At 56.3% G+C, this 26,958-nt stretch carries 27 protein-coding genes and 2 pseudogenes; 13 read left to right on the forward strand and 16 right to left on the reverse strand.

The features are described 5' to 3' along the window. Positions 1-51: 51 nt before the first annotated feature. From pdxH to anmK, 3 genes are all read right to left on the reverse strand, one after another. Positions 52-708 carry a pyridoxamine 5'-phosphate oxidase gene (gene pdxH, locus FOC35_RS21515; RefSeq protein WP_016536119.1) on the reverse strand — a complete coding sequence of 219 codons (657 nt, stop codon included), beginning with the start codon at positions 706-708 and terminating at the stop codon, positions 52-54. A gap of 57 nt (positions 709-765) precedes the next feature. Next, the gene (mliC, locus tag FOC35_RS21520; RefSeq protein WP_172570164.1) at positions 766-1,089 is read right to left on the reverse strand and encodes a C-type lysozyme inhibitor; all 324 of its coding nucleotides are present in this window, start codon (positions 1,087-1,089) and stop codon (positions 766-768) included. A gap of 91 nt (positions 1,090-1,180) precedes the next feature. Further along, positions 1,181-2,305, reverse strand: a complete 1,125-nt coding sequence (gene anmK / locus FOC35_RS21525) for an anhydro-N-acetylmuramic acid kinase (protein WP_016536117.1) — start codon at positions 2,303-2,305, stop codon at positions 1,181-1,183. Positions 2,306-2,599: 294 nt separating this feature from the next. On the opposite strand from anmK, the gene FOC35_RS21530 reads away from it, so the two are divergent. Further along, positions 2,600-3,064 carry a glycine zipper 2TM domain-containing protein gene (locus FOC35_RS21530; RefSeq protein WP_016536115.1) on the forward strand — a complete coding sequence of 155 codons (465 nt, stop codon included), beginning with the start codon at positions 2,600-2,602 and terminating at the stop codon, positions 3,062-3,064. A 31-nt stretch (positions 3,065-3,095) separates the two neighbouring features. Here FOC35_RS21530 and FOC35_RS21535 read toward each other — a convergent pair whose 3' ends face one another. From FOC35_RS21535 to slyA, 8 genes and pseudogenes are all read right to left on the reverse strand, one after another. Next, on the reverse strand, positions 3,096-3,989 hold the full coding sequence (locus FOC35_RS21535; RefSeq protein ID WP_172570165.1) for an ABC transporter substrate-binding protein: 894 nt from the start codon (positions 3,987-3,989) through the stop codon (positions 3,096-3,098). Position 3,990: 1 nt separating this feature from the next. Then, positions 3,991-4,764 carry an amino acid ABC transporter ATP-binding protein gene (locus FOC35_RS21540; protein ID WP_016536113.1) on the reverse strand — a complete coding sequence of 258 codons (774 nt, stop codon included), beginning with the start codon at positions 4,762-4,764 and terminating at the stop codon, positions 3,991-3,993. Further along, positions 4,748-5,677 (reverse strand): annotated as a pseudogene (locus FOC35_RS21545) (amino acid ABC transporter permease). The gene FOC35_RS21540 and the pseudogene FOC35_RS21545 overlap by 17 nt, the downstream one beginning before the upstream one ends. Positions 5,678-5,686: 9 nt before the next feature. Beyond that, a complete protein-coding gene (locus tag FOC35_RS21550) occupies positions 5,687-6,196 on the reverse strand; it encodes a GNAT family N-acetyltransferase (RefSeq protein ID WP_172570166.1) in 510 nt (169 codons plus the stop codon). Positions 6,197-6,206: 10 nt separating this feature from the next. Then, positions 6,207-8,468: pseudogene (locus tag FOC35_RS21555) on the reverse strand (NtaA/DmoA family FMN-dependent monooxygenase). 48 nt (positions 8,469-8,516) lie between these two features. Next, positions 8,517-9,638 carry an amidohydrolase gene (locus tag FOC35_RS21560; protein WP_172570167.1) on the reverse strand — a complete coding sequence of 374 codons (1,122 nt, stop codon included), beginning with the start codon at positions 9,636-9,638 and terminating at the stop codon, positions 8,517-8,519. After that, positions 9,635-10,636: an LLM class flavin-dependent oxidoreductase gene (locus FOC35_RS21565; protein ID WP_172570168.1), complete on the reverse strand. Its 1,002-nt coding sequence runs from the start codon at positions 10,634-10,636 to the stop codon at positions 9,635-9,637. Before FOC35_RS21565 ends, FOC35_RS21560 begins: the two co-directional genes overlap by 4 nt. 190 nt (positions 10,637-10,826) lie before the next feature. Continuing rightward, complete coding sequence (gene slyA, locus FOC35_RS21570) at positions 10,827-11,273, reverse strand: transcriptional regulator SlyA (protein WP_016536105.1); 447 nt, start codon at positions 11,271-11,273, stop codon at positions 10,827-10,829. A gap of 175 nt (positions 11,274-11,448) precedes the next feature. Between slyA and FOC35_RS21575 the strand changes: the two genes are divergently transcribed. Genes FOC35_RS21575 through FOC35_RS21585 form a run of 3 tightly spaced genes read left to right on the forward strand, consistent with a single transcriptional unit; the run spans position 11,449 to position 14,577 of the window. Beyond that, the gene (locus FOC35_RS21575; RefSeq protein ID WP_016536104.1) at positions 11,449-11,685 is read left to right on the forward strand and encodes a DUF1656 domain-containing protein; all 237 of its coding nucleotides are present in this window, start codon (positions 11,449-11,451) and stop codon (positions 11,683-11,685) included. A 4-nt stretch (positions 11,686-11,689) separates the two neighbouring features. After that, the gene (locus FOC35_RS21580) at positions 11,690-12,547 is read left to right on the forward strand and encodes an HlyD family secretion protein (RefSeq protein WP_016536103.1); all 858 of its coding nucleotides are present in this window, start codon (positions 11,690-11,692) and stop codon (positions 12,545-12,547) included. 8 nt (positions 12,548-12,555) lie between these two features. Further along, a complete protein-coding gene (locus FOC35_RS21585) occupies positions 12,556-14,577 on the forward strand; it encodes an FUSC family protein (RefSeq protein WP_172570169.1) in 2,022 nt (673 codons plus the stop codon). Between the two features lie 3 nt (positions 14,578-14,580). On the opposite strand, the gene FOC35_RS21590 is transcribed toward FOC35_RS21585, so the two are convergent. Both FOC35_RS21590 and FOC35_RS21595 read right to left on the reverse strand, forming a co-directional pair. Beyond that, positions 14,581-15,477 carry an aldo/keto reductase family oxidoreductase gene (locus tag FOC35_RS21590; protein WP_016536101.1) on the reverse strand — a complete coding sequence of 299 codons (897 nt, stop codon included), beginning with the start codon at positions 15,475-15,477 and terminating at the stop codon, positions 14,581-14,583. A gap of 56 nt (positions 15,478-15,533) precedes the next feature. Further along, positions 15,534-15,773, reverse strand: coding sequence for a DUF1289 domain-containing protein (locus FOC35_RS21595; protein WP_172570170.1), 240 nt, complete (start codon positions 15,771-15,773; stop codon positions 15,534-15,536). A gap of 166 nt (positions 15,774-15,939) precedes the next feature. On the opposite strand from FOC35_RS21595, the gene eptA reads away from it, so the two are divergent. The 5 genes from eptA (at position 15,940) to rnt (ending at position 20,646) form a co-directional block, all read left to right on the forward strand. Continuing rightward, the gene (gene eptA, locus FOC35_RS21600) at positions 15,940-17,568 is read left to right on the forward strand and encodes a phosphoethanolamine transferase EptA (protein ID WP_172570171.1); all 1,629 of its coding nucleotides are present in this window, start codon (positions 15,940-15,942) and stop codon (positions 17,566-17,568) included. Between the two features lie 72 nt (positions 17,569-17,640). Further along, positions 17,641-18,240 carry a TetR/AcrR family transcriptional regulator gene (locus FOC35_RS21605; RefSeq protein WP_172570172.1) on the forward strand — a complete coding sequence of 200 codons (600 nt, stop codon included), beginning with the start codon at positions 17,641-17,643 and terminating at the stop codon, positions 18,238-18,240. A 52-nt stretch (positions 18,241-18,292) separates the two neighbouring features. Further along, positions 18,293-19,390 (forward strand): alkene reductase, encoded by a 1,098-nt coding sequence (locus FOC35_RS21610; RefSeq protein WP_172570173.1) that lies wholly within the window; start codon positions 18,293-18,295, stop codon positions 19,388-19,390. Between the two features lie 88 nt (positions 19,391-19,478). After that, positions 19,479-19,886, forward strand: a complete 408-nt coding sequence (gene gloA / locus FOC35_RS21615) for a lactoylglutathione lyase (RefSeq protein WP_039898140.1) — start codon at positions 19,479-19,481, stop codon at positions 19,884-19,886. A gap of 100 nt (positions 19,887-19,986) precedes the next feature. Further along, the gene (gene rnt, locus FOC35_RS21620) at positions 19,987-20,646 is read left to right on the forward strand and encodes a ribonuclease T (protein ID WP_172570174.1); all 660 of its coding nucleotides are present in this window, start codon (positions 19,987-19,989) and stop codon (positions 20,644-20,646) included. 42 nt (positions 20,647-20,688) lie between these two features. On the opposite strand, the gene FOC35_RS21625 is transcribed toward rnt, so the two are convergent. After that, a complete protein-coding gene (locus FOC35_RS21625) occupies positions 20,689-21,033 on the reverse strand; it encodes a Grx4 family monothiol glutaredoxin (protein ID WP_016536094.1) in 345 nt (114 codons plus the stop codon). 363 nt (positions 21,034-21,396) lie between these two features. On the opposite strand from FOC35_RS21625, the gene FOC35_RS21630 reads away from it, so the two are divergent. Both FOC35_RS21630 and sodB read left to right on the forward strand, forming a co-directional pair. Then, complete coding sequence (locus tag FOC35_RS21630; protein WP_172570175.1) at positions 21,397-22,230, forward strand: C40 family peptidase; 834 nt, start codon at positions 21,397-21,399, stop codon at positions 22,228-22,230. Positions 22,231-22,352: 122 nt separating this feature from the next. Beyond that, on the forward strand, positions 22,353-22,934 hold the full coding sequence (sodB, locus tag FOC35_RS21635; RefSeq protein ID WP_172570176.1) for a superoxide dismutase [Fe]: 582 nt from the start codon (positions 22,353-22,355) through the stop codon (positions 22,932-22,934). A 70-nt stretch (positions 22,935-23,004) separates the two neighbouring features. Here sodB and FOC35_RS21640 read toward each other — a convergent pair whose 3' ends face one another. After that, positions 23,005-23,094 carry a YnhF family membrane protein gene (locus FOC35_RS21640; RefSeq protein ID WP_039898138.1) on the reverse strand — a complete coding sequence of 30 codons (90 nt, stop codon included), beginning with the start codon at positions 23,092-23,094 and terminating at the stop codon, positions 23,005-23,007. A gap of 291 nt (positions 23,095-23,385) precedes the next feature. On the opposite strand from FOC35_RS21640, the gene purR reads away from it, so the two are divergent. Further along, positions 23,386-24,411, forward strand: a complete 1,026-nt coding sequence (gene purR, locus FOC35_RS21645; protein WP_016536090.1) for an HTH-type transcriptional repressor PurR — start codon at positions 23,386-23,388, stop codon at positions 24,409-24,411. On the opposite strand, the gene punR is transcribed toward purR, so the two are convergent. Next, positions 24,408-25,346, reverse strand: a complete 939-nt coding sequence (gene punR / locus FOC35_RS21650) for a DNA-binding transcriptional activator PunR (RefSeq protein ID WP_172570177.1) — start codon at positions 25,344-25,346, stop codon at positions 24,408-24,410. The genes purR and punR overlap by 4 nt on opposite strands. 115 nt (positions 25,347-25,461) lie before the next feature. Between punR and punC the strand changes: the two genes are divergently transcribed. Further along, on the forward strand, positions 25,462-26,664 hold the full coding sequence (gene punC / locus FOC35_RS21655; RefSeq protein ID WP_172570178.1) for a purine nucleoside transporter PunC: 1,203 nt from the start codon (positions 25,462-25,464) through the stop codon (positions 26,662-26,664). Positions 26,665-26,958 lie beyond the last annotated feature (294 nt).

Raw genomic sequence — 26,958 nt, forward strand, 5'->3', positions numbered from 1 at the left:
AATAAAGCGCCGGCACGCGTAGTACCAGCGCTTAACATGAAAATCCTGACCTTACGGGGCGAGACGGTCTATTTTCCAGGCAGTTCCTTCGCGTTGATAAAGGAAACGGTCGTGCAGACGATGTTCGCCGCCCTGCCAGAATTCCATTTGCTCAATACTTACGCGATATCCGCCCCAGAAGCTCGGGAGCGGCACTTCGCCCTGCTGGAATTTTTGCTTCAGTTCGAGGAATTTGCTTTCAAGCACGCCGCGCGCCGAAATACGGCTCGACTGCTTCGACACCCAGGCGCCTATCTGGCTATCCTTCGGGCGGCTGTGGAAGTATTTCATCACTTCCAGCGTAGAAAGGCGTTCGGCGGTGCCCTGTACCATCACCTGCCGGTCCAGCATGTGCCAGGGGAAGTGCAGGCTTATACGCGGGTTGGTTTCGAGATGGTGAGCCTTGCGCGAGCCGAGGTTGGTATAAAACACCAGCCCTCTCTCATCGAAATGCTTCAGCAACACGATGCGCTGATACGGCTGGCCGTTTTCATCAACCGTGGCGACGACCATCGCGGTAGGATCGGCGAGTTTTGCCTCGCAGGCCTGCGCCAGCCAGCGTTCAAACAGCGGCAGCGGCGTGTCGGTAAGGTCACGACGGCGCAGGCCGCCCTGGGTATATTCGCGGCGCAGATGGGCAATTTGTTGCAAAGAATCGTTATCAGACATGGCGTTACGTCAGGCTATCCTCGGGTGGAGCTATTGTGCTCTCCACCCTGATAAATCTCAACGTTTGGCGGTCTGTATATGGCAATTATTCAGCACGATATTGTCTTTGCGGTAGACGGTCGCGTCATCGCCCTTAGACCAGAACACATACACGCCGTCGGTATAACGCGCCCCGGAGGCGGAAAGCCCCTGAGTCAGGGTCAGCAGCTGGTTGTCATAGACGAAGCTTACCTGCTGTTTGTCGTTATTGAGCTTCACGGTCAGCGGCTTTTCGTCGCACTGGTAGGCCAGCGTGTCGGTATGCATTTTTTCAAGGAAGGCGTTGTAGTAGCTACAGCCGGCGAGCAGCAGCGGAAGCGTGGCAACAAGCAGTTTTTTCATCTTTTTATCCTGAAGGCGTTCTTATCCCTGGAGGGCATGCGCCCTCCTCAACGTCTTCAGTTTAGAAGCTTTTCTCGCGGGATAATTTCAGTTAACTCTGATTATGCGGCGGGTTTGCCGGATAGATAGCGCCGAGCACCGTCGCCCTGGACGCGCCGGTGACCGACGGCAGGTTGCCCGGCAGGCCGGACATAGTACGGTAGGCAAGCCAGGCGAAGGCCAGAGCTTCCATATCGTCGCCGCTGATGCCCGCTTCGTCGGTTGTGGTGACTTCAATCCCCGGCAACAGAGCCGCCAGCCGCGCCATCAGCAGTGGATTACGGCTGCCGCCGCCGCAAACCATCACCCGCTCGCAGCCGCCGCTCAGCAGCACCTGTTCGGCAATCGTCGTGGCCGTCAGTTCGGTTAGCGTAGCCTGCACGTCCTCTCCGGCCAGCGCCGGGAACATGGCCAACTGGCGCTCAAGCCAGCCATAGTTGAAATATTCACGCCCGGTACTCTTCGGCGCGGGAGCGGAGAAATAAGGGTCGCTCAGCATTTGCTGTAACAGGGGGATGATAACTTTGCCGCTGTTCGCCCACTGCGCGTCTTTATCGTAGCCTTTGCCTTTTTGACGCCAGATCCACGCGTCCATCAGCATATTGCCCGGCCCGGTATCATAGCCCCTGACCGGCTGGCCGGGGATCAGCAAAGAAAGATTGGCGATACCGCCGATGTTCAGCACCATGCGTCTTTCCACCGGATGCGCCAACAGCGCCTGATGGAATGCAGGCACCAGAGGCGCGCCCTGCCCACCGAGCGCCATATCGCGACGGCGGAAGTCGCCTACTACGGTAACGCCGGTCAGCGCGGCGATTTGATTGTTATCGCCAATTTGCATGGTGTGGGCGGCCTCGCCCTGCGGTTCGTGCCACACAGTTTGCCCGTGGCAGCCAATGGCGGTGACGTCTTCAGGCCGCAGCCCTTCACGCTCCATCAGAATTTGCACCGCCTCGGCGAACAATTTTCCTAAGCGATTGTCCAATTGACCCAGTTGAGAAAGCGTAAGCTGCTGCCCCTGGCAAACGGCAAGAACGGCGTTTTTGATGGCCAGCGGCATCGGGTGGCTGTAACTCGCCTGCTGGGCAACCAGATGCTCATCGATAGCGGCAAGCACCACATCGATGCCGTCCAGGCTGGTTCCTGACATTACGCCAATATAGCGACCTGACTTCATCCAACACTCCTTATTGTTACCGGGGACTGTAACTTGACGTCGATAAACTAGCACGCAATGCTATGATTTATTAATATATTTTATTAATAATCTGTGTAACGAAGCGCAACAAAAATGGGGTGACTTAATGCAAATTCACTTCAATACAGCGGTTTAGCCATTGTTAAAGGCGGCTGGTTTACTATTTTTACAAGATTGTTGTCGAACAAATATGAACTGTGGCGAGGAATTGCCATATAATTTAGCCATAACGGATGCTCACTGAGCGTTGATGGGTACACAGGAGAGGTATAAATGATTTCACGTATTCTGGCTATTTCACTGGTAAGTCTGACGCTGGCTGGCTGCGCCAATGAATCGCTGTCCGGCGATGTTTATAATGCATCCGAAGCTAAACAGGTAAGAACCGTGACCTACGGTACCATTACCCACGTTCGCGCGGTCACCATTAAAGGCAGCGAAGGCAGCAGCACCATCGGCGCTATCGGCGGCGCGGTACTCGGCGGCCTGCTGGGTAACACCGTTGGCGGCGGTACCGGACGTACTCTGGCAACCGCAGGCGGCGCAGTAGCCGGTGGCCTGGCGGGTGATGCCGTTGGCGGCGCAATGAGCAACAGTAAAGGTGTTGAGCTGGAAATCCGTAAAGATGACGGCCAGACCATTATTGCCGTGCAGAAACAAGGCGACACCCGATACTCCGTGGGCCAGCGCGTAGCTATCTCCGGCAGCGGCAACAACATCACCGTTGCCCCTCGCTAAATAAAAATGGCCCGTTCATCGGGCCATTTTTTTAGTACGTTATGCCTGGCGGGTTGACCTCCGATTCGGCCACTGCCTCGCCCTGCTCCCCCCATCTCGCCAGCACCTGCTGATATTCGCCCCGTTTAATTGCCCCATCCAGCGCCGCCTGTAGCGCAAACACTAAGCCATTGCCCTTTTTCGTCGTGGTCGCGACGTAGGCCTTTTTCGGCCCAAGCCCCACAACCCGCGTGGTGCCGTTAAGCTCCGCTTTATAAGAGGCAACGGACTGCGGGCCAAAGAAGACGTCTGCCCGGCCGGACTGAATATAGAGATTGCCCGAAGCATCGTCGGTGAGATACACCGGCTGCGCAGGCTCGCGGCCCGCCTTTTCGTTTTCAGCATTCCAGCCCAGTAAAATACGCTCCTGGTTGGTGCCGGAGCCTACTATCACCCTGCGCCCGGCGAGATCTTCCGCCTTGCTGACGGCCTTTATCGGGCTGCCGGACTTCACCGAGAACGCCAGCGAATCCACGCGATAAGTGGCAAAATCGAACTTTTCTTTACGCTGTTCGGTCACAGCAATATTCACCAGCGCCACGTCATAACGCCCGGAGCTGATGCCCAGCGGCCAGTCTTCCCATGCCGTGGGGACCAGTTTTAGCTTCAGCCCAAGGCTGCCCGCCAGCAGGCGAGCGATATCCGGGTCACTGCCGATACGCGTCCGGTTATCGCTTGCCAGCAACGCAAGCGGCGGCGAATTGAGCGCCGAGATAGCCACCGTCAGCGTGCCCGGCTCAACGAATTTATAGCCGGTGGGGATTTTGCTTATTGCCTGCTCGTCCCGCGTTGTCGGGAGCGGTTTTTCATTTGTTGCCAGGTCAAGACCGCCCTGCGCCACGGAAGTCGAGGCATACATCATCAAAGCCAGTAATCCATATTTCATTTCACAGCACCTTCGATAAAAACTGCCGGGTACGCGGATGCTGCGGATAATTGAGAACCTCATCGCTGCTTCCCTGCTCGACAATTTTGCCATCCACCATAAAGACCACCTGGTCTGCCACTTCACGGGCAAAGCCGATTTCGTGCGTCACAACCACCAGCGTGGTGCCCGAACGCGCCAGTTTCTTAATCACGTCCAGCACTTCGCCTACCAGTTCCGGATCCAGGGCAGAAGTGGGTTCATCGAACAGCATCACGCGCGGGCTGAGCGCCAGCGCACGGGCAATAGCGATGCGCTGCTGCTGCCCGCCCGACAAATGCCGCGACCACGCGTCGGCCTTATTACGCAGGCCGACCACATCCAGCAGGTCATATGCCCGCTCAACCGCTTCTTTACGGCTGAGCTGCTTATGGGCGATGGGTGCCTCAATCAGGTTTTCCAGCACCGTGAGATGCGGGAACAGGTTGAAATTCTGGAACACATAGCCGACGTTCACCCGCTGGCGCAGGATCTCTTTCTCTTTCAGCTCATACAGCTTGTCGCCCTTCAGGCGGTAGCCAATGTAGTCCCCGTCAATTTGAATAAAGCCTTCATCCACGCGCTCAAGGTGGTTAATTGCCCGCAGCAACGTGGACTTGCCGGAGCCGGACGGCCCGAGAATAACCGTCACCGTACCGGGCGGGATCTCCAGCGAGACTTCGTCCAGAGCTTTATGGCGGCCAAAGTATTTGCTGACCCCGGTAATCGAGATATGGCCGCTATGAGAGGTTGGCATGAATCGGCTCCTGGGTTGTGGCTGGCGAGGTAACGGCGACGGTCCGGGTTGAGGAACGAGCCTGATTAATCGCGGAGCGGCGTTCGCTGCGCGCCAGAGAGCGTTCGACCAGGTGCTGGATAATCGACAGCACGCTGGTAATGACCAGATACCAGACCGCCCCGACCATCAGCAGCGGGATCACCTGCTGGGTGCGGTTGTAGATCATCTGGATGGTATAAAACAGCTCCGGCATCGCCAGGACATATACCATCGCCGTGCCTTTCGCGAGGCTGATGATTTCATTAAAACCCGCCGGAAGAATGGTTCTCAGCGCCTGGGGAAGAATGATGCGCACGGTACGCCTCCAGGCGGGTAGCCCCAGCGCGGCGGCAGCTTCATACTGCCCGTGATCCACGCCGAGAAAACCTCCACGCACAATCTCCGCCGTGTAGGCGCTCTGCACCAGCGTCAGGCCCACAACGGCGGTGGAAAACTGCCCCAGCACGTTGATAGTTTCGTAGCTTGCCTAGGTGATGCCGGTAAAAGGCACGCCGAGCGAGAGCGTGTCGTACAGGTAAGAAAAGTTATATAGAACGATAAGCACGACTATCAGCGGCAGCGAGCGGAACAGCCAGATGTAGCCCCAGGCGAGGCTACTGAGCAGCCAGGAAGACGAGAGCCTCGCCAGCGCCAGCAGGCCGCCAATGACCACGCTCAGGGCCGTTCCCAGCAGGGTAAGCAACAATGTCTGCCCCAGTCCCTCAAGGATAACGGGGTCAAAGAACCAGCGGGCGAAGACCGCCCACTCCCAGCGCGGATTAAACGCCACGGACTGCACCACCACCGCCAGCACAAACAGAGCAATCACCGCGCCGACGGCACGCAGGGGGTAGCGCGCGGGCACCACCTTAATGGTTTCAGAAGTTTTCATCGTTTCTCCTCAGGCCGTCTTACTCAGGTTATGCAGTGACAATATTTTGGTGAAACGCAGCCGCCCGTCGTAAGGAGGCTGGCTGAACTCTTCCGGGTCGCGTTGCAGGTCGAATTGCGCTTCATATCCTTCGCTGAGATAGAGCCTGACGGCCTCGGGCTGGCGGAAACCGGTCGTCAGGTAGATACGGCCGTAGCCCGCAAGTAGAGCCCGGCGTTCCAGCTCGCGCACGACGCGCCCGGCCAGCCCCTGCTTGCGCAGCGTGCCTTTGGTCCAGATGCGCTTAATTTCCGCCGTCTGTTCGTCATAGGGTTTATAGGCTCCGGTAGCGATGATTTCCCCGTCGCGCTCAAGGACGACAAATATCCCCTGCGGCGGTAGATACCACTCGGTTAGCTCCACCTCAGCATCACGCGAAAAGTAATCCCCATAGCGGGCGGCATACTCCCCGAACAGGCCGCTGATTATCGGCTGGAGCTCCGGCGCCTCCGGCGATAAAACCCGAAAATGTTCGCTCATCGTGGCCTCCTCAGTCGCCTAAACCGGCTGGGTTGATTTCCGAAGCGGGGATACGCTCCACGCCCTCGCCCCAGCGATTAAGCACTTTGTCGTAATCGCCGCTTTTAATTGCGCCGTTGAGCGACGTCTGCACCGCTTCCACCAGGCCGCCGCCCTTTTTCAGGGTCACGGCAATATGCGCGGCTTTCGGCCAGCCGCCGTCCACGCTACCCACCAGCTTCGTTTTACCCGTCAACGCCGCTTTCCACGCGCCAATAACGTTCGGGCCAAAGAAGGCGTCCGCGCGCCCGGACTGGAGCGCAAGGGTCAGGGCCGCGTCGTCTTTGGTGTAGACCGGCGTAAACGGCTTCAGGCCTTTCTTTTTGTTCTCTTCATTCCAGGCCAGCAAAATTGCCTCCTGGTTGGTGCCGGAGCCGACGATAATGCGCAGCCCGGCAATCTCTTGCGCGTTGGCAATCGACTTTATCGGGCTGTTGGCCTTCACGTAGAAGCCCAGCGAGTCCTTACGGTAGGTGGCAAAGTCGAATTTCTCTTTGCGCTCTTTGGTGACGGTAATATTGCTGATCGCGGCATCATATTTCCCGGAAGCCACGCCCAGCGGCCAGTCCTCCCACGAAGTCGGCACCACGTTAAGCTCAAGGCCCAGACTGTCCGCAACCAGACGGGCAATATCCACCTCGCTGCCGAGCAGGGTTTTATTGTCGTCGGAGAACACCGTCAGCGGCGGGGAATTCAGCGCCGCCACCGCCACGGTAAATTTACCCGGCACGGCAAAGCGGTAATCTTTAGGAAGCTGGGCAATAGCCTGCGGGTTTTTAGCGGTATGGACTGGCGCTTTGTTAGCTTCAACGCTTACGCCGGTGCCGTTAATCGTAACGTCGTTTGCCCACGTAAGCGGTGCCCAGGCCAGAGCAATAGCCAGTAATAGCGATGATTTCTGCATAGCGGTTTCTCTTTTTTATTTGCCGTAGCGATTTTTAGGTTGTGTAAGACCAAAGCTCTCCCGCAGCGTGCTGCCGGGGTAGTCCGTGCGAAACAGCCCGCGCTTTTGCAGAACGGGTACGACCTGCTCGACAAAACGTGGGAAGGTGTCTGGCGTGCCGCCCTGGATAATAAAGCCGTCCGCGGCCTGTTCTTCAAACCACTGTTGCAGACCGTCGGCTACCTGTTCCGGCGTGCCGAAAAAGCGCGGGCGCGGGCTGGCAGCTTCGAGTGCAACCTGCCGCAGCGTAAGCCCCCGTTCGCGGGCGTTGCGTTTGATTTCATCGGTCGTGCTGCGGAAGCTGTTTTGCCCCAGATCGCCGATGTCCGGGAAGGGTTCATCCAGCGGATACTGGCTAAAATCATGATGCTCGAAATAGCGCCCGAGGTAGTTCAGCGCGTCGTTTACGGAAACCAGCGCAGCCGTAGTTTGATACTGCGGCTCAACGTCATCGGCGTCCTGGCCGACAATAACGCTGACGCCCTGGAAAATATGCAGCGAATCAGGCTCACGCCCCTGTCCTTCTAGCTGGTTTTTCACATCACGATAGAAGGCTTTTGCCTCCGCGAGGCTTTCATGGTGGGTGAAGATCGCATCGGCATGCCGCGCCGCCAGCTTTTTGCCGTCATCGGAGGCTCCGGCCTGGAAGATAATCGGCCTGGCCTGCGGAGTGCGGCCGATATTTAGCGGGCCTGCAACCTGGAAAAAGTCTCCCCGGTGGTTCAGGGCATGAAGTTTTTCGGCGTCAAAAAACTGGCCGCTCTCTTTGTTGCGAACAAAGGCATCTTCTTCCCAGGAGTCCCACAGGCCTTTCACCACGTCGAGATATTCATCGGCAATTCGGTAGCGCAGAGCGTGTTCCGGGTGCTTCTCCCGGGAAAAATTCTTTGCCGAGCCTTCAAGCGGCGAGGTCACAACGTTCCAGCCAGCGCGCCCGTTACTCAGGTGGTCCAGGCTGGCAAACTGCCTGGCCGTGGTAAAAGGATCGCTGTAGGAGGTCGATAACGTTCCCACCAGCCCAAGATTTTGGGTCAGGCTTGCCAGCGCGGATAATACGGTGAGCGGCTCGAAGCGATTTAAAAAATGCGGGATGGATTTTTCATTAATATATAAGCCGTCGGCGACAAATAAAAAGTCCAGCTTTCCCTCTTCGGCTTTTAACGCGGTTTGTTTGACGAATTCAAAATTAATACTGGCATCCGCCGTTGCTGCCGGATGACGCCACGCGGACATATTTCCCGATGCGCCATGTAATATAGTGCCAAGACGTAATTGCCGTTTTGCAGACATGCCCGATCCTTATGCGAGCCGCCCCGGCCCGCAATAATGAGTATTTAATTAAAGTTGTTTTAATGCAGCCTGCGCTAAATGTGAGAAATAGCGGGCTGCCGGTTCAATTAGTTTTTCGTCGGGATCAAAGCCCGGGTGATGCAGGCCATAACGGCTCTCGCTCCCGATGCTGACAAAAGCGCCGGGAATATGCTGGAGGTATACCGCAAAATCCTCGCCGCCCATATGCAGATCGGCGGGGCGGGTTTCGTACCCCTCGGCTGCCGCAATTTCATCGGCGAAGGCCGCCCAGCGCTCATCGTTGATCAGCGCGTCCGGGCCGGGATGCCACTCAACTTCTATTTGCGATCCAAAGGCGGCGGCGAGCCCTGCGGCAATTTCGCCGACCCGCACTTTTACGGCTTCCCGCACGGCAGCGCGATGCGTGCGCAAGGTGCCTTCAAGTTCGACGCTTTCCGGCAGAACGTTCCAGGTGTTGCCCCCGGCGATACGCGTTACGCTGAGTACCGCGGAATCAAGCGTATTCACCTCGCGGCTGGTAATGTTCTGAAGCAGGCTAACCAGCTGGCTGGAAAGCAGAATGGCGTCCTTACCCTCGTGGGGACGAGCGGCATGAGCGCCTTTGCCGGTCACCCGGATAATAAAGCGGTCCACGTTAGCGTAGAACGCTCCGCCGCGGGTGGCGAAAGCGCCAACCGGCAGGCCGGGTTCATTGTGCATGCCGAAAATAGCCGATACGCCCTGCAGGACTCCGGCGTTAATCAGCAGCTGCGCGCCGCCAAAACGTTCTTCTGCGGGCTGAAACAGGATGCGTACTCGTCCATCCAGCTCCGCCTCATGCTGCTTAAGCAATAAGGCCGCGCCCAGCATCACGCTGCTGTGGACGTCGTGGCCGCAGGCGTGCATAACGCCAGGATGCTGCGAGCTAAACGCCACGCCGCTGGTTTCCTCGATGGGCAAAGCATCAATGTCCGCCCGAAGCGCCACAACGCGCTCCCCGCTGCCAATCTCGGCCACTACGCCGGTTTTCAGTTCGTAAGGAAGCAGGCGAATATCCGCGCTTTGCAGCCAGTCGCGGATGCGGGCCGTAGTCGCCACTTCCTGAAGGGAAAGCTCGGGGAACTGGTGAAGTTCACGCCGCCAGGTAATAAGCTGTTGGCCAAAACTCATAACACCACCTCCGTCGCCGCGTGGGCTTCGGCCAGCAGCCGCAGGGAAGCAATACGCGCCGGGCCTTCCGCCAGCGGGGTATCGATAATGAATTCATTGATGCCGTAGATCTGGTGCAGGGCCTCCAGCCCCTCACGAACCGTTTCCGGGGTGCCTTTCAGCAGGGAGGGTTCACGCCGGACCAGGCTGCGCAACGGGCTTCCCGACTGGCGGGCAAAGCTGCGACCCTGCTCCTCGCTGGCAACGCTAACGCGCTGGCCGTTTTCCAGTTCGACACCCCAGACTTCAACCTGTTGCGCCAGGCGTTCGGCTTCGGCAGCGTCCTGAGCGACAATGGCCTGAACCGCCACCAGCACATCGCGGCGGCTGTTAGCCCGCCAGTAGCTCAGCACCTCGTGCAGCAGCGCTTTGTCGCCGTTCAAATGGGCTGCGAAAACAAAATTCCAGTCGAGGCTGGCGGCAAGTCTTGCGCTTTGCAGGCTGGCCCCCAGCAGGAAACCCTCCGGGCGCTGGGCAGGTAGCGGCGTGGCGCGAACGCCGTCCTCTTCCGCCGGATCGGTCAGCGAAAGCCAGTTATCGAGCTGGGCAAGCTGGTCGTCGAACGTGCCTTTGGCCTCGGGCGAGCTTCCCAGCTGTAAAACCTGGGTTGAGCGCGGCAAACCGCCGGGCGCTTTTCCTACGCCAAGATCGACACGCCCCGGGGCAAGCGATGCCAGCAGATTAAAATTTTCAGCGACTTTGTAAGGGCTGTAATGTTGCAGCATCACGCCGCCGGAGCCGATGCGAATACGTTTCGTCTGCCCGGCAAGCCACGCAATAACCACTTCCGGCGAAGGGCTGGCCAGCTGCGCGGTATTATGATGCTCGGCAATCCAGAAGCGGTGGTAGCCCCATTCTTCTGCCCTTTGGGCCAAATGCAGAGTACGCGCCAGCGCATCCGTCGCGCTTTCGCCGTTTGCAATCGGGCTTTTATCCAGAATACTGATGCGATAAGACATAATGCAGGCTCGTTTTTATTAACATGCCTTCATTATTAAAAGCGCGGCGCGCCGGAGAGAAACAATTAAATAACATTAACACTTCTGAAATATAGATAAACAAATCGTGATAGCAGAGATTTATTATCTGTCCAGCGTCAGGCATAAAAAAAGCCCCACCCGACGGTGAGGCTTTACCTGATGAGCGAAATTAACCGCGGCTTTGCAGTTCGATAATGTTCTGCTCGAGGCGGCTTATCAGGTTAATTAATAGCGCCTGCTCTTCGCGAGAAATTCCGGTAAGAATTTCACCGCGCGTTTCGTTTATCACGCTCTCCATCTGCTCGATAATCGGTGCCGCTTGCTCGGTCAATTTAATGCGCTTTGCCCGACGGTCGTTAGCACAGGTTTTACGGGAAATTAATCCCTTCTCTTCGAGCTGATCCAAAGTACGAACCAGTGATGGCTGCTCGATGCCGATCGCTTTTGCCAACTGAATCTGCGACTGATCTGGCGGCAGCTGATGAATATTATGCAGCGTTACCCAGTGTGTCTGTGTCAATTCCAGAGGTTTGAGACGATGGTCGATCAGAGCACGCCAAATGCGTACCAGGCGGGCCAGATCCGATCCTAATGGCGATGGCGATTCCAATTTCATCTCCTTATAATTAGCTTGCTAACTTATTATACTGATTTTAGACTATTGTGCAGGCATTAATTGTTAAAAACAAATCCCTTACTTTCGCTGAAGTTATGCAACCAGCTATACTTTTATTCTACATCTAAGTGAGGGGAAACGGCAGCCATCCCCGTTTTTTAAAGGATTATCGTACGTGAGTCTCACTTTTAGCCCGTCCGGCTTCCCGCTTCAGGATCTTGTGGTCGGGGCCTCCGTTTACTTCCCCCCGCTGTTCAAAGCGGTCTTTCTCGGCTTTTTTATCTGGCTGGTGGTGCATCGCCTGCTGCGCGACTGGATCTACTCCGGTGAAATCTGGCACCCCACGCTGATGGACTTATCCCTCTTCTCGCTCTCCGTAAGCGGCGCGATGGCCCTTTTAGTTTTCTGGTAACGAAATGAATTTAAAAACAATAAAATACTTTTCTACCCTGCTTGTTCTTGCCGCCGCGCTGCTGGCAGGCTGGCTGCTGTGGAACTACTACATGCAATCGCCGTGGACGCGGGACGGTAAAGTTCGTGCCGAACAGGTGAGCATCACGCCGCAGGTTTCCGGCACCATTGTTACCCTGAACGTGAAGGACAATCAGTTCGTCAGCAAAGGCGCGCCGCTGTTTACCCTGGACGCAACGCCTTACCATATCGCGGTGCTTAATGCCGAAGCCCAGTTGGCAAAGGCCCAGTCCGATCTGGCAAAGGCCAGTAACGAAGCGAATCGCCGCCATAATCTGCCGCGCAACTATATCTCCGCCGAAGATATGGATACCGCGAATATCAACGTTAAAGCGATGCAGGCGGCGGTAAAAGTAGCCCAGGCCACGCTGGAGCAGGCGCAGTGGCAGCTGTCGCAAACCACGGTCACCGCCCCGGTTGACGGCTGGGTCACTAATCTTTCCTCGCGTCCCGGCAACTACGCGACCGAAGGCAAACCCGTATTCGCCCTGGTCGACAGCCACTCGTTCTACGTCGTCGGCTATTTTGAAGAGACCAAGCTGCGCCATATTCAGCCGGGCAACGCGGTGCAAATCGTCCTGTATAACGGTAACCAGAAGCTGAGCGGCAAAGTTGAAAGCATCGGCCGCGCCATATACGACCAAAGTATTGAAAGTGACAGTGATTTGGTGCCGGACATCAAACCAAACGTGCCGTGGGTTCGCCTGGCGCAGCGCGTGCCGGTACGCATTAGCCTGGACGCCGTGCCTCAGGGCGTGACGCTGGTATCGGGCACTACCTGCACCGTTAGCGTTCAGCCCTGAGCCGCCCGATGAACCTGAGTTTCCTCGAATGGCGTAACACTCCGTGGGGTAAAGCGACCGGCGGCCAATGGCGCTATGCGCTACGCAACGCTATTGCAATGGGTATGGCGCTCACCATCGCCTATGCGCTCGATCTGGACGAACCTTACTGGGCAATGACTTCCGCGGCGGTGGTCAGCTTCCCTACCGTTGGCGGCGTCATCAGCAAAAGCCTCGGGCGTATTGCCGGGAGCTTTATCGGCGCGGCCGCCTCGCTGATTATCGCCGGTAATGCACTTAACGATCCCTGGCTGTTTACCTTCGCCATGGCCAGCTGGCTGGCGCTGTGTACCTGGGCTTCCAGCCATTTTCAGAATAACGTCGCCTATGCGTTTATGCTGGCAGGCTACACCGCGGCGATTATCGCCTTCCCGATGGTGAATACCCTCGAGTCAACCCAGCTTTGGGATATCGCCCAGGCGCGAGTTTGCGAGGTGGTTGTCGGGATTTTGTGCAGCGGTTTTATGATGATGGTGCTGCCGAGCACTTCTGACGGCAGCGCTCTGGTCAGCGCGTTGAAAAATATGCATGCCCGCCTGCTGGAGCACGCCAGCCTGCTGTGGCAGCCGGAAACCACCGATGCCATACGCACCGCGCATGAAGGGATTATCGGCCAGATCCTGACCATGAATCTGCTGCGCATTCAGGCGTTCTGGAGCCACTACCGCTTTCGGCGGCAAAACAATTTACTGAATTATCTCCTGCACCAGCAGCTGCGGCTGACAAGCGTTATCTCCAGCCTGCGCCGCATGTTGCTTAACTGGCCGGAAGCTCCGGCGAATATCTGGTCGGTGCTGGACAGCCTGCTGCGCGAGCTGGCAAAGCCGGATGCCAGCAAATACGCGGTTGCAAAGCTGCTGCAACAAATTGCGCCTGGCTCTGCGGATGATTATCGCCACCAGGCGTTCTGGCACCGCCTGCGCTATTTTTGCTGGCTCTATCTCAACAGCAGCCGCTGGCTGAGGGAGCTGGAAAACGCTACTCCGGTCTCAATTATTACGCCGCCCGAGGCTCCGCCTCTCGCGCGCCATACCGACAACGCCGAAGCGCTGTGGAGCGCGCTGCGCACCTTCTGCGTTATCACCCTTACCGGAGCCTGGTGCATCGGCACCCAGTGGGAGTCCGGGAGCGGCGCGCTGTCGCTTGCCGCGATTAGCTGCGTGCTTTATTCCTCGGTTGCCTCACCGCTTGGGTCGCTGACGCTGCTGATGCGCACCCTGCTCTGGCTGTCGCTGTTTAGCTTCCTGGTCAAATTTGGCCTGATGATCCAGATAACCCAGCTCTGGCAATTCCTGCTTTTCCTGCTGCCGCTGCTGGCAACCATGCAATTGTTAAAATTGCAGCAGCCCAAACGCGCCGCCCTGTGGGGACAGCTGATCGTGTTTATGGGGTCATTTCTCGCCGTCAGCAATCCGCCGGTTTATGACTTTGCCGGTTTTATGAATGACAACCTGGCAAAAGTGCTCGGGGTCGGCATCTCCTGGCTCGCGTTTTCGGTCCTCAAGCCGAGCTCGGATACCCGCCGCAGCCGCCGCCATATCAGAGCGCTGCGGCGCGGTTTTATCGACCAGCTCAGCCGCAAACCGCAGCACAGCGAAAGCCAGTTTGAGTCGCTGGTTTATCATCACATCAGCCAGCTGAGCAGCAGTAAAGATGACGCGGCCCGCCGCTGGCTGCTGCGCTGGGGCGTGGTTCTGCTTAACTGTTCGCATGTTGTCTGGCAGCTACGCGGCTGGGAAACGCGCTCCGATCCGCTGTCGATGGTGCGGGATGTCTGCATCCATACCCTGCGCGACGTGATGAGCGAACGCGGCGTACTGCAAAGGCCGCTGGCGGAGTCACTTAAGGAACTACAAAGGATCTGCGAAACGCTGGCGCACCATCATGATCCGGCGGCGCGGGAACTGGCGGGAATTATCTGGCGGCTTTACTGCTCGCTTTCGCAGCTGGAACAGGCACCGCCTGCCGGAACGCTGGCAGGCGGTCAGTAACGGTTAAGGCACGTCGTAACCGAGAGCCGCTTTGCGGATGCGGAACCATTGCTGGCGGCTCATTTCCAGCGACAGGGAGTGGATAGCGGAGCGTACGCGCTCGATTTTGCCCGAGCCGATGATCGGCAGCGGAGAAGACGGGAGGCGCATCACCCAGGCGTAAACCACCTGTTCGATAGTGTCGGCGCCCATTTCTTCCGCCACTTTTTGCAGCTCGTCGCGCAGCGGCTGGTACGCATCATCATTAAACAGGCTGCCGCCGCCGAGGCATGACCACGCCATCGGACGAATGCGCAGTTGTTGGAGCTGATCCAGCGTGCCGTCAAGCAGCAGCGGCTGGTGTACCGGGGAGAGCTCCACCTGGTTGGTTGCCAGGGTAAACGGCAGGCGGGACTGTAACAGCGCAAACTGGGCCGGCGTAAAGTTAGATACGCCGAAGTGGCGTACCTTGCCGCTGTGGTGCAGCGCGGTAAACGCCTCGGCCACTTCATCGGCATCCATTAGCGGGTCGGGACGGTGAATAAGCAGCAGATCGATATAGTCGGTTGCCAGCTTTTTCAGGGAGCTTTCCGCGCTGCTGATAATGTAATCGCGGTCGGTAATATAGTGACCAATAGCGTTCTCTGGCTTCGCCGTAGTGGCGATACCGCACTTGGTAACAATCTCCATTTTGCTACGCAGATGCGGCACCAGGCGCATGGCTTCCCCAAACGCAGCCTCACAGGCATAACCACCATAAATATCGGCGTGGTCCGCGGTGGTAATCCCCAGCTCAACGTGTTCTTCAATGAAACTCGCCAGCTGGCGAGGCGACATATTCCATTCCATCAAACGCCAGTAGCCCATCACCAAGCGTGAAAACTCCGGTCCCTGCGGGGCAATCGTAATGCGCTGTACCATAAAAATATAACCTCAATAAGGAAAAGAACTGCCCCGAGTATAACGGCGCTGAATGATTAAAACAGTGAGGGCTGCTCGGGTTCTTCAGGAGAATTTGGCTTGTTTGCTCGTAACTTGCGCAATAAACGCTGGCGGCACAGGCGCAGCACGTCCTGCTTTTGCCCGTCGCTCATTTGCTGCCACTGAAAGCGCTCATCCCGGCTGCGCATACAGCCGCGGCAAAAACCGCGCTCATCCGACTGGCAGATGCCGCGACAGGGACTCTGAATGGGGAAGAACTCAAGCTGTTCGGACACTAACCCACCTCGCTGGCGACTTTGCATCAATTGAAGCCCGACTCTTGCCGGGATGCAAGCGCGGCGGCTAAATAATCGTCGCCCGGATAAAAGCTGGCGAAATTAAGGTTGAGCTAATCTTCCCTCACTATTCTGGCGGAAATTCTGTTTTGTATTCACGGCTTATATGGATTTCCTGAGAAAGTTACGATGTAACGACGCGCAATTTAACCTCTGCTGCGCCTTTTTCTTCACCCTGATTAACTCGCTGTTTATTCGCCGCAGCTGGCAGCTGATCGCCCCGGACTCTTTTCACAGCTGGCTTTTTGCCGCCTCGGTGCCGGTAGTGCTGTTTTGCGCCTGGCTGACCATCTTTAGCGTGATTAATCTGCCGTGGCTACGCAAACCCGTGCTGGTGCTGCTGGTTATCGGCTGCGCCGCCAGCAACTATTTTATGTTTACCTACGGGGCCGTCATCGATAAAAACATGATGGTTAACGTGTTTGAGACAGACTCCCAGGAAGCCGCCGCCCTGGTTACGCCGCAGCTGATAGGCTGGCTGACGCTGGCCGGCGTGGTTCCCGCCCTTGCATTGGCCGTGGTGAAAGTTGCGCCTGCCCGCTGGTGGCATACTGTCCTTACCCGCCTGGTGAGCATTCTGGCCGGGCTTCTGGTGATAATCCTCGTTGCTTCGGTGTTTTATAAAGATTACGCCTCGCTGTTTCGCAATAATAAAGGCGTGGTGAAAATGGTCACCCCGGCAAACTACATCAGCGCCATTAGCCGCTATAGCAAAGAGCGCTGGTTCGCAGGAGACCAGACGTTAATCAAAATTGGCGAAGATGCTCAAAAAGGCGCAATCATTCGCCACCAGGCGAAGAAAACGCTGGTGCTGCTGGTGGTTGGCGAAGCCTCGCGGGGCGAGAATTATTCCCTTGGCGGCTACCAAAGAGAAACCAATCCGCAGCTTAAAAAACAGCAGGTGATTTACTTCCAGAAAGCGTCATCCTGCGGCACGGAAACGGCGGTGTCGGTGCCATGCATGTTTTCCGATATGCCGCGCAAAAGCTACGATGCCGACGTGGCTCGTCACCAGGAAGGCGTGCTGGACGTGCTTGCTCACGCCGGGGTAAATGTTCTGTGGCGCGACAACGATGGCGGCTGCAAAGGAGCCTGCGACCGTATACCCCATAGCGATATGACTCAATGGCGGCTGGATTTGTACTGCAAAGATAACGCCTGCATTGATGACGTCCTGCTCCACCGCCTGGATAATGTGATTGACGGATTGCGCCACGACACGGTGATTGTGCTGCACCTGATGGGCAGCCACGGCCCGGCCTATTACCAGCGCTATCCGGAAAACTTCCGTAAATTTGCCCCAACCTGCGACAGCAATCAGATTCAGGATTGCAGCCGCCAGGCGCTGATTAACACCTACGACAACACCATTCTGCATACCGATGACGTGCTGAGCCGCACCATCGACAAACTAAAGCAACATCAGGAGAAGCTTAACACCGCCCTGATTTATCTTGCCGACCACGGGGAATCTCTCGGCGAGAACGGCATTTACCTGCACGGCACGCCTTATATGCTGGCGCCTTCTCAGCAAACGCATATTCCGCTGCTGGTCTGGCTGTCCCAGGATTACCAGCAGAATTTTGCCGTTGATAACGTCTGCCTGGCCCAAAAAGCCGCCAGAGATGAGGTTTCGCAGGATAATTTGTTCTCCACGCTGCTGGGCATGATGAACGTTAATAGTTCGGTTTATCAGAAAGATATGGATATTCTTGCCGACTGTCGTCGCCGTTGAAATCCGGCAGTCGTGAAAAAAGCGAGCGTCGGGTATTGCATTAGACTGACTGGTCTACTACATTCTGTAGCCATGAATCGACATCCTGAACACGACACTCGCGAACACCTGCTTGCCATCGGCGAACGGCTCTGCCTTGCCAGAGGCTTTACCGGCATGGGTCTTAGCGAACTGTTACGCACGGCGGAAGTGCCAAAAGGCTCGTTCTACCACTACTTTCGCTCCAAAGAAGCGTTTGGCGTGGCGATGCTGGAGCGTTATTACCAGGCGTCGAACCAGCGGCTGGCGGAACACTTTGCTAACGGTGAGGGCAACTACCGCCGCCGTTTGCTGAAGTGGTATCAGGATATGTTGAGCTATTTTTGCCAGAGCGGAAACCTGAGCAACTGCCTGGTGGTTAAGCTGTCGGCAGAAGTGTGTGACCTTTCGGAAGATATGCGCGGCGCGTTAAACAACGGCGGCGCACAGGTTATCGCCCTGCTTGCAGACGCCCTTGAAAAAGGCCGTGCGGAAAAAAGCCTGAGCTTTGAAGGCGAGGCTTTTGACCAGGCAATGGTGCTTTATGCGCTGTGGCTCGGCGCCAGCCTGCAGGCAAAGATTTCCCGCAATGCCGTGCCGCTGGAAAGCGCCCTTGCGCATGTGCAAACCCTATTAGCTGAACCCGTTTGTTAACGGGTTTTTATTTACGAAATTACTAGACGACCGGTCTACTTGAGGAAAATCCATGTCAGCAGATAAACTGTTTACGCCGCTTAAAGTTGGCGCAATTACCGTACCAAACCGCATCTTTATGGCTCCGCTGACGCGCCTGCGCAGCATCGAACCCGGCGATATCCCAACGCCGCTAATGGGCGAGTATTACCGTCAACGTGCGAGCGCTGGCCTTATCATCAGCGAAGCTACGCAAATTTCTGCTCAGGCTAAAGGTTATGCCGGTGCCCCAGGCCTGCACAGCGATGAGCAAATCGCGGTGTGGAAAGACATCACCGCTGGCGTACATGCGGCGAAGGGCCATATGGCCGTTCAGCTGTGGCATACCGGTCGTATTTCCCACAACACCCTCCAGCCAGACCAGCAGGCTCCCGTTGCGCCATCCGCAATTATCGCCGGTACCCGCACTTCGCTGCGTGATGAAAACGGTAACGCGGTTCGCGAAGATACTTCGATGCCTCGCGCGCTGGAAACCAGCGAAATCCCGGGTATCGTCAATGACTTCCGTCAGGCGATTGGCAACGCGCGTGACGCCGGTTTCGACCTGGTAGAACTGCACTCCGCCCACGGCTACCTGCTGCACCAGTTCCTGTCCCCTTCTTCTAACCACCGTACCGACGAGTACGGCGGCAGCCGCGAAAATCGCGCTCGCCTGGTGCTTGAGGTGGTGGATGCGGGGATCAAAGAGTGGAGCGCCGATCGCATCGGGATCCGCGTTTCCCCGATTGGCTCCTTCCAGAACGTGGATAACGGCCCGAACGAAGAAGATGACGCTCTGTACCTGATTGAAGAGCTGGGCAAGCGCGGTATCGCATATCTGCATATGTCCGAACCTGACTGGGCAGGCGGCGAGCCGTACACGGAAGCCTTCCGCGAGAAAGTGCGCGAGCGCTTCAGCGGCGTGATTATCGGTGCCGGTGCCTATACGCCTGAAAAAGCGGAAGACCTGATCACCAAAGGTTTGATTGATGCGGTAGCCTTTGGCCGCGCATTCATCGCCAACCCGGACCTGGTTGCCCGCCTGCAGGCCAATGCTGACCTGAACCCGCAGCGCCCTGAGTCCTTCTACGGCGGCGGTGCTGAAGGCTACACCGACTACCCAACTCTGTAATACCGAAGTTCCTTTCATTGATAGCGGCGAGCGATCGCCGCTATACTCAAAGCTTGTGCAAATAACTGTTTCATTCGACGAGGATTTTATGCGTCTACTTCATACCATGCTGCGCGTTGGCGATCTGCAACGCTCCATCGAGTTTTACACCAAAGTGCTGGGCATGAAACTGCTGCGCACCAGCGAAAACACCGAATATAAATACTCTCTCGCCTTTGTTGGCTACGGCGATGAAAGCGACACCGCAGTTATCGAACTGACCTATAACTGGGGCGTGGAAAGCTACGATCTCGGCACCGCTTACGGCCACATCGCCTTAAGCGTGGACAACGCGGCTGAAGCCTGCGAACGCATTCGCAACAACGGCGGCAACGTTACCCGCGAAGCGGGCCCGGTTAAAGGCGGCACCACCGTTATCGCCTTCGTGGAAGATCCCGACGGCTATAAAATCGAACTGATCGAAGAGAAGCACGCGGGCAAAGGCCTGGGTAACTGATTTTTCGTTAGGCAATGGGCGCAATGTGCGCCCAATACTGCAACACTCCCCGAAATTTGCCATAATGCGCGCTGCATTTTCCCCGTATTAAGAGAATCTGATGTCAGACAACACGCAACTGCATGGCCTGTGCGACCGTTTCCGTGGTTTTTATCCGGTGGTTATTGATGTTGAAACCGCAGGTTTTAACGCCAAAACTGATGCGTTACTGGAAATCGCCGCCGTTACCCTGAAAATGGATGAAAACGGCTGGTTATCCCCCGATGAAACGCTGCATTTCCATGTCGATCCGTTTGAAGGCGCTAATCTTCAGCCTGAAGCGCTGGCCTTTAACGGCATTGACCCGCACAACCCGCTGCGCGGTGCAGTCAGCGAATACGATGCGCTGCACGCCATCTTTAAAGCCGTGCGCAAAGGGATTAAGGACAGCGGATGCAGCCGCGCGATTATGGTGGCGCACAACGCAACCTTCGATCACAGCTTTATGATGGCCGCCGCCGAGCGCGCCTCGCTGAAGCGTAATCCGTTCCACCCGTTCGTGACGTTTGATACCGCCGCGCTAAGCGGGCTGGCACTAGGCCAAACGGTGCTGGCAAAAGCCTGTATTGCCGCTGGCCAAAAATTTGACAGCAGCCAGGCGCACTCTGCGCTGTACGACACCGAGCAAACCGCCCTGCTGTTCTGCGAAATCGTCAACCGCTGGAAGCGCCTCGGCGGCTGGCCTCTGCCCCCGGCGGAAGAACCTGAGTGTGAAGCATAAAAAAAGCGACCCGAGGGTCGCTTTTTTATCCGCCGGGCGGGATTACTCCGCGCCTGACTCCTGAGATTTGTACTTCTCTGCGGTCTCTTTAATCAGGGACTGCAATTCGCCGCGCTGGTACATCTCGATGATGATGTCGCAGCCGCCAACCAGTTCGCCGTCAACCCACAGCTGCGGGAAGGTCGGCCAGTTCGCGTATTTCGGCAGCTCGGCGCGAATGTCCGGGTTCTGCAAAATATCAACATAGGCAAAACGCTCGCCGCAGGCGGAAAGTGCCTGAACGGCCTGAGCGGAGAAGCCGCAGCTCGGCAGCTTCGGGGAACCTTTCATATAGAGAAGAATCGGGTTCTCAGCGATCTGGTTTTGAATTTTTTCAATAGTGCTCATTGTCTTGCTTCCTCAAACCTTGATACGGCAACAGTCTGCCATTGTAGCCAGTTGCACCCCGGCCAGAAAACACCAATTTTAGAAAGGTTTTTCCCTGGAATGCGCGGCGATGCAAACATGCTTTAAGAATAACACTTTTCAGCCGCGCGAAAATTAGCAATTTGCTCCATCCACGATCAATAAAACAGCAGATAACCCCCGGGAATGATTAATTTTTTAGCACCAGCTTCCACTTTTGACCGTTAAATAGTAATTGCCTATTAACATTATCGGCTTTTATGCATTAGAATCGTCGGGTTTCGCAAAAATCATACGCAGGCATGATGGTTAGCATCGTGCTTTCATTTATCAGGGGATTGACGAGTGGCGCGGATAAATAAAATCTCTATCACGCTATGTGCTCTGCTATTTGCTTTGCCCTATACTCCTTTGGCGCAGGCGTCCGAGCACGTCCGTCACCATGCTGCACAGAAAAGCCACCCGGCGAAGACCTCAGGTAAAAGCAGCAAGGTCAAAGAGAAAGCAAAAACAAAGGTCAGCACCAGCTCCACAAAGAAGTCCGGAAAGAAAGAAACCGTTCAGGCAAAAAACAAAGTCGCAAAGAACAAAACCTCCGGCAAAAGCAAAACCCTCGCAAGCAGCAGTAAAAAAACCTCTCAGAAATTGGCCATTCAGCCAACCGCCGCCACCTTCACTGAAAAATGCACCCACCGGAAAGGTCATAAAAAACAGTGCGTAAAGGTTAAGGCAGAAAAAAACCAGACTATCGCTCAGGCGCATAAAGTCCGGGTGCAGAAAGCACAGAAAACGGCAATGAACAAACTGATGGGCCAGATTGGTAAGCCTTATCGCTGGGGCGGCACTTCGCCTCGCACCGGTTTTGACTGCAGCGGCCTCATTTATTACGCCTACAAAGATCTGGTTAACATCCGTATCCCGCGCACCGCAAACGAAATGTATCACCTGCGTGATGCCGCGTCGGTTGGCCGTGGCGAGCTGGAAAGCGGCGATTTAGTGTTCTTCCGCACCCAGGGGCGCGGCACCGCCGATCATGTGGGTGTCTACGTCGGCAACGGCAAGTTTATCCAATCTCCGCGCAGCGGCCGCGATATCCAGATTACCTCCCTGAGCGAAGATTACTGGCAGCGTCACTACGTCGGCGCCCGCCGCGTGATGACTCCGAAAACCATCCGCTAAATACTGAACTGCCCGGCAACGGGCAGTGTCTTTCTGCTTTTGCACACTCTTTCAATTTGCTACCCTAATAACCACAATAAAAGTAGTTATTTGGTGTACTCATAATAACAAGGAGTGAAGCAATGTCGTTCGAACTACCCGCCCTGCCCTATGGCAAAGACGCTCTCGCGCCACACATCTCGGCCGAAACCCTGGAATACCACTACGGTAAGCATCACCAGACCTACGTCACTAACCTGAACAACCTGGTAAAAGGCAGCCCGTTTGAAGGGAAAACGTTAGAACAGATAGTGAAAAGTTCAGAAGGTGGAATTTTCAATAACGCGGCTCAGGTCTGGAACCATACCTTCTACTGGCACTGCCTGGCACCGAATGCTGGCGGAGAGCCAACGGGTGAGCTTCTGGCTAAAATTAACCAGGCGTTTGGCAGCTTTGAGGCGTTTAAAAAGCAGTTTAGTGAAGCGGCAATTAAAAACTTTGGTTCGGGCTGGACTTGGCTTGTGAAAAATAGCGATGGCGGCCTGGCTATTGTTTCTACCGCGAATGCCGGAACGCCGCTGACGACCGACGCCACGCCGCTGCTGACCGTGGATGTCTGGGAGCACGCTTACTATATTGATTACCGTAACGCTCGCCCGGTGTACCTTGAGCATTTCTGGGCGCTGGTAAACTGGAACTTCGTGGCGAAAAACCTCGCCGCCTGATAACCAGAGAGCACGACGTTTCTCTGTTTGCCAGAAATGTTAAGGGCCGCATTGAGCGGCCCTTATTAAATCAGTGCAGTACGGCGGTTAGCGCACCGGCAACAATCAAGCTCAGTACGACAACCGTGGTCACCACGGAAAACTTCAGATCGGTACTCATCGTAAGCTCCTTTATTTCCCTACAAAGTGTAAGTGGGGTGATTTTCCCACAATTGGCGATAAAAATCCTGCTGGATTTGCACAGATCTCGGTTTTCCCTCTTCCACTTTGCTCCGGGATAAGCCAAAATCCTTCGCTAATTTACCGCGTATCGCCCGGCAACGCCCTCCTCCCGCTGTATGTCGCATTCCCGACAGGCCTGCAACCAACGTGTTGCCCCAGGAGTTAGCGAAGGCAAACGTTTAACACATGAGTTATCAGGAGTTTACGATATGGTCTGGAGTGACATCTAATGGCAACGATTAAGGACGTAGCGAAACGCGCAAACGTTTCCACTACAACTGTGTCACATGTCATCAACAAGACCCGTTTTGTTGCGGAAGAGACGCGCAACGCCGTTTGGGCGGCCATCAAAGAGCTGCATTATTCTCCGAGCGCCGTAGCCCGCAGCCTGAAGGTCAACCACACCAAATCTATTGGCCTGCTGGCAACCTCCAGCGAAGCGCCCTATTTTGCCGAAATTATTGAGTCGGTTGAAAATAGCTGCTTCGCCAAAGGCTATACCCTGATCCTCGGTAATGCGCACAACAACTTTGATAAGCAGCGCGCCTACCTGTCGATGATGGCGCAAAAACGCGTTGATGGGCTGCTGGTGATGTGCTCCGAGTACCCGGAAACGCTGCTCTCTACTTTGGAAGAGTACCGCCATATTCCGATGGTGGTCATGGACTGGGGCGAAGCCCGCGCCGACTTTACCGACTCGGTCATCGATAATGCCTTCCACGGCGGCTATCTCGCTGGCCGCTATCTGATCGAGCGCGGCCATCGCGACATCGGCGCTATTCCCGGCCAGCTGGAACGCAACACCGGCGGCGGTCGCCATGCCGGGTTCCTCAAGGCGCTCGAAGAGGCCAATATCAAAGTGCCGGAGAACTGGGTGGTTCAGGGCGACTTTGAGCCGGAGTCCGGCTACCGCGCCATGCAGCAGTTGCTTAACCAGCCTCATCGCCCTACCGCGGTATTCTGCGGCGGCGATATTATGGCAATGGGCGCCATTTGCGCAGCGGATGAGATGGGACTGCGCGTGCCGCAGGATATCTCCATCATCGGCTACGATAACGTGCGCAACGCCCGCTACTTCTCTCCGGCGTTAACCACTATTCACCAGCCGAAAGAGCGACTGGGTGAAACCGCCTTTAACATGCTGCTAGACCGTATTGTTAACAAACGCGAAGAGTCGCAGACCATTGAGGTGCATCCGCGCCTGATCGAGCGCCGCTCGGTTGCCGACGGTCCGTTCCGCGATTACCGCCGCTAAATGCTCAGCGGAGCCGGGTTTTGCCCCCCCGGCTCCTGCAGCCATTCCTGATTCATCGTCTCGCTGTCCCCGAGGTAGTCCAGCAGCCAGCTTAAAGCCGGCGAGGCATCGTCCTGCCGCCAGGTCAGGCAGCAGGCCGCATCCGGAAACGGGTTTTCCAGGGTAAGCTCCCGCCACTCGTCGCCGTCCAGCCACGGCTTAGCGATGTGGGCAGGCACCATGCCAATGCACAGGCCCGCGCTCAGGCAGTCCGCCCCCGAAGCCCAGTCCGGCACCACCACTCTGCGCTGGTTATCCAGCAGCCAGGTAATGCGCTTGGGCAGCGATCGCGAAGTATCTTCCAGCACCAGCGACGGCCATGCCCTTAGCTCATCATCAGGAATTACACCTTCGTGTTGCGCAAGCGGATGCCCGGAGGAAACCACGCAACGCCAGCTTAACGCCCCCATATCCCGGAACGCATAGCGCCCCCCTACAGGAATGGCCTGAGTTGCGCCTATAGCCGCCTCAACCCGCTCGTCCGCCAGCGCGTCCCACACGCCGTTGAACACTTCCTGAAACACCCGCAGTTCGATATCCGGGAAGTGACGATAAAAATCCAGCACCAGCTGGCGGGTCCGCTCCGGCTTCACGATATTGTCCACCGCGATGGAGAGATGCCCGCGCCAGCCGTTGGCTATCTGCTGGCACTGCTGGCGGGTTGCCATCATTTTTTTGATAACAGAACGCCCTTCTTTAAGAAAAAAGGCTCCGGCGGCGGTTAACTCAACATCGCGATGGCGACGCTCAAACAGCGGCACGGCCAGCCATTCTTCGAGCTGACGTACCGTATAGCTGATGGCAGAAGGCACGCGATGCAGCTCCTGGGCCGCCCCGCTAAAACTGCCGTTGCGCGCCACCGCATCAACGACCTCCAGAGAATATTCAGACCACATGTTTTTTGCCTGCAAAAATTTTGAATGCAACTCGCAAATATTAGCGTTTCACAAGCGCCTTTGCACTCCGTAGACTCCTGCCCCGTTAACCTGCTATCAAAATCAAGAGAAAACTATGCAACCATCAAAGGGATTTCTTATCTGGCTTGCCGGGCTGAGCGTTCTTGGCTTCCTCGCCACCGACATGTATCTGCCCGCCTTCGCCGCCATTCAGCAAGATCTGGGGACTAACGCCTCGGCGGTCAGCGCCAGCCTGAGCCTGTTCCTCGCCGGGTTTGCCTTCGCGCAGTTAATGTGGGGCCCGCTGTCAGACCGCTTCGGGCGTAAACCTATTCTGCTGATTGGCCTGGGGCTGTTTGCCGTCGGCTGTATCGGCATGCTGTGGGTCGAAGACGCCGCCACGCTGCTGGTCCTGCGTTTTATTCAGGCCGTTGGCGTCTGCTCCGCCGCCGTGAGCTGGCAGGCGCTGGTCACGGATTATTATCCTGCCAACCGCGCGGGCCGCATCTTCGCCACCATTATGCCGCTGGTAGGGCTTTCACCCGCGCTTGCGCCGCTGCTCGGCAGCTGGCTGCTTAACCATTTTGAATGGCAGGCTATTTTTGCCGTGCTGTTCGCCATCGCCCTGCTGCTGATGATCCCCACCCTGCGCCTCAAGCCGCGCACCCAGCATCACCCGCAAACTGAAGACAATAAAGTCAGCTTCTTCTCTTTATTACGCTCGCGCACCTACAGCGGCAATGTGCTGATTTATGCTGCCTGCTCGGCCAGCTTCTTCGCCTGGTTAACCGGTTCCCCGTTTATCCTTAATGAGATGGGCTACAGCCCGTCTGTTATTGGCCTGAGCTATATGCCGCAGACCGTCGCCTTCCTGATTGGCGGCTATGGCTGCCGCAGCGCGCTGCAAAAATGGCAGGGGAAACAGCTGCTGCCTTGGCTGCTGGCGCTGTATGCGTTGAGCATTGTTGCCACCTGGGCCGTAGCGGTGAGCGGCTATGCCAACCTGACGCTGCTGCTGATCCCGTTCTGCGTGATGGCGATTGCCAACGGGGCAATTTACCCGATCGTTGTGGCCTCCGCCCTGCTGCCGTTCCCTCAGGCAACCGGCAAGGCCGCCGCGCTACAAAACACGCTACAGCTGGGGCTTTGCTTCCTGGCAAGCCTGATGGTTTCCTGGCTGGTCGCCACCCCGCTGCTCACCACCACCAGCGTAATGCTGGCGACAATTTTACTCGCGGTGCTGGGCTATGCGATGCAGTACTCCTCCAGCCGTGCATCGCAGGCTGGCGCCAACGCCGAGCTATCCCGGGCGCAATAACAGACGCGATAGTGTGAATATTGTGTGATTAGCTTGCTAACAATATTCCGTTGAACCATCAAAAAAACAGGCTTATAGTTATTGCGGTTCTACTATAAGCCTCATAAATTTTATTTTTACGGGAGCCGGAGTGCTTCCGTTTTTCCATGGATGGCCTTTCAGTAAGGGAGAATCCCCCCTTTCTCTGTTTACGTCGGATATCAGGCGCACGGAATTTTCCGTGAGAGTTCTCACAAGCCGGTAATAGCGTCTACGCTGTTTTAAGGTTCTGATCACAACAAGGTGATGGAGAAG

Origin of the sequence: Cedecea sp. FDAARGOS_727 (assembly GCF_012273235.1) — a bacterium.
GTDB classification, from domain to species: Bacteria; Pseudomonadota; Gammaproteobacteria; order Enterobacterales; family Enterobacteriaceae; genus Cedecea; species Cedecea davisae.

Coding starts and splice junctions, on each gene's coding strand:
- pdxH (WP_016536119.1), bottom strand. CDS start 708: ATGTCTGATAACGATTCTTTGCAACAAATTGCCCATCTGCGCCGCGAA.
- mliC (WP_172570164.1), bottom strand. CDS start 1,089: ATGAAAAAACTGCTTGTTGCCACGCTTCCGCTGCTGCTCGCCGGCTGT.
- anmK (WP_016536117.1), bottom strand. CDS start 2,305: ATGAAGTCAGGTCGCTATATTGGCGTAATGTCAGGAACCAGCCTGGAC.
- FOC35_RS21530 (WP_016536115.1), top strand. CDS start 2,600: ATGATTTCACGTATTCTGGCTATTTCACTGGTAAGTCTGACGCTGGCT.
- FOC35_RS21535 (WP_172570165.1), bottom strand. CDS start 3,989: ATGAAATATGGATTACTGGCTTTGATGATGTATGCCTCGACTTCCGTG.
- FOC35_RS21540 (WP_016536113.1), bottom strand. CDS start 4,764: ATGCCAACCTCTCATAGCGGCCATATCTCGATTACCGGGGTCAGCAAA.
- FOC35_RS21550 (WP_172570166.1), bottom strand. CDS start 6,196: ATGAGCGAACATTTTCGGGTTTTATCGCCGGAGGCGCCGGAGCTCCAG.
- FOC35_RS21560 (WP_172570167.1), bottom strand. CDS start 9,638: ATGAGTTTTGGCCAACAGCTTATTACCTGGCGGCGTGAACTTCACCAG.
- FOC35_RS21565 (WP_172570168.1), bottom strand. CDS start 10,636: ATGTCTTATCGCATCAGTATTCTGGATAAAAGCCCGATTGCAAACGGC.
- slyA (WP_016536105.1), bottom strand. CDS start 11,273: ATGAAATTGGAATCGCCATCGCCATTAGGATCGGATCTGGCCCGCCTG.
- FOC35_RS21580 (WP_016536103.1), top strand. CDS start 11,690: ATGAATTTAAAAACAATAAAATACTTTTCTACCCTGCTTGTTCTTGCC.
- FOC35_RS21585 (WP_172570169.1), top strand. CDS start 12,556: ATGAACCTGAGTTTCCTCGAATGGCGTAACACTCCGTGGGGTAAAGCG.
- FOC35_RS21590 (WP_016536101.1), bottom strand. CDS start 15,477: ATGGTACAGCGCATTACGATTGCCCCGCAGGGACCGGAGTTTTCACGC.
- eptA (WP_172570171.1), top strand. CDS start 15,940: ATGGATTTCCTGAGAAAGTTACGATGTAACGACGCGCAATTTAACCTC.
- FOC35_RS21605 (WP_172570172.1), top strand. CDS start 17,641: ATGAATCGACATCCTGAACACGACACTCGCGAACACCTGCTTGCCATC.
- FOC35_RS21610 (WP_172570173.1), top strand. CDS start 18,293: ATGTCAGCAGATAAACTGTTTACGCCGCTTAAAGTTGGCGCAATTACC.
- gloA (WP_039898140.1), top strand. CDS start 19,479: ATGCGTCTACTTCATACCATGCTGCGCGTTGGCGATCTGCAACGCTCC.
- rnt (WP_172570174.1), top strand. CDS start 19,987: ATGTCAGACAACACGCAACTGCATGGCCTGTGCGACCGTTTCCGTGGT.
- FOC35_RS21625 (WP_016536094.1), bottom strand. CDS start 21,033: ATGAGCACTATTGAAAAAATTCAAAACCAGATCGCTGAGAACCCGATT.
- sodB (WP_172570176.1), top strand. CDS start 22,353: ATGTCGTTCGAACTACCCGCCCTGCCCTATGGCAAAGACGCTCTCGCG.
- FOC35_RS21640 (WP_039898138.1), bottom strand. CDS start 23,094: ATGAGTACCGATCTGAAGTTTTCCGTGGTGACCACGGTTGTCGTACTG.
- purR (WP_016536090.1), top strand. CDS start 23,386: ATGGCAACGATTAAGGACGTAGCGAAACGCGCAAACGTTTCCACTACA.
- punR (WP_172570177.1), bottom strand. CDS start 25,346: ATGTGGTCTGAATATTCTCTGGAGGTCGTTGATGCGGTGGCGCGCAAC.
- punC (WP_172570178.1), top strand. CDS start 25,462: ATGCAACCATCAAAGGGATTTCTTATCTGGCTTGCCGGGCTGAGCGTT.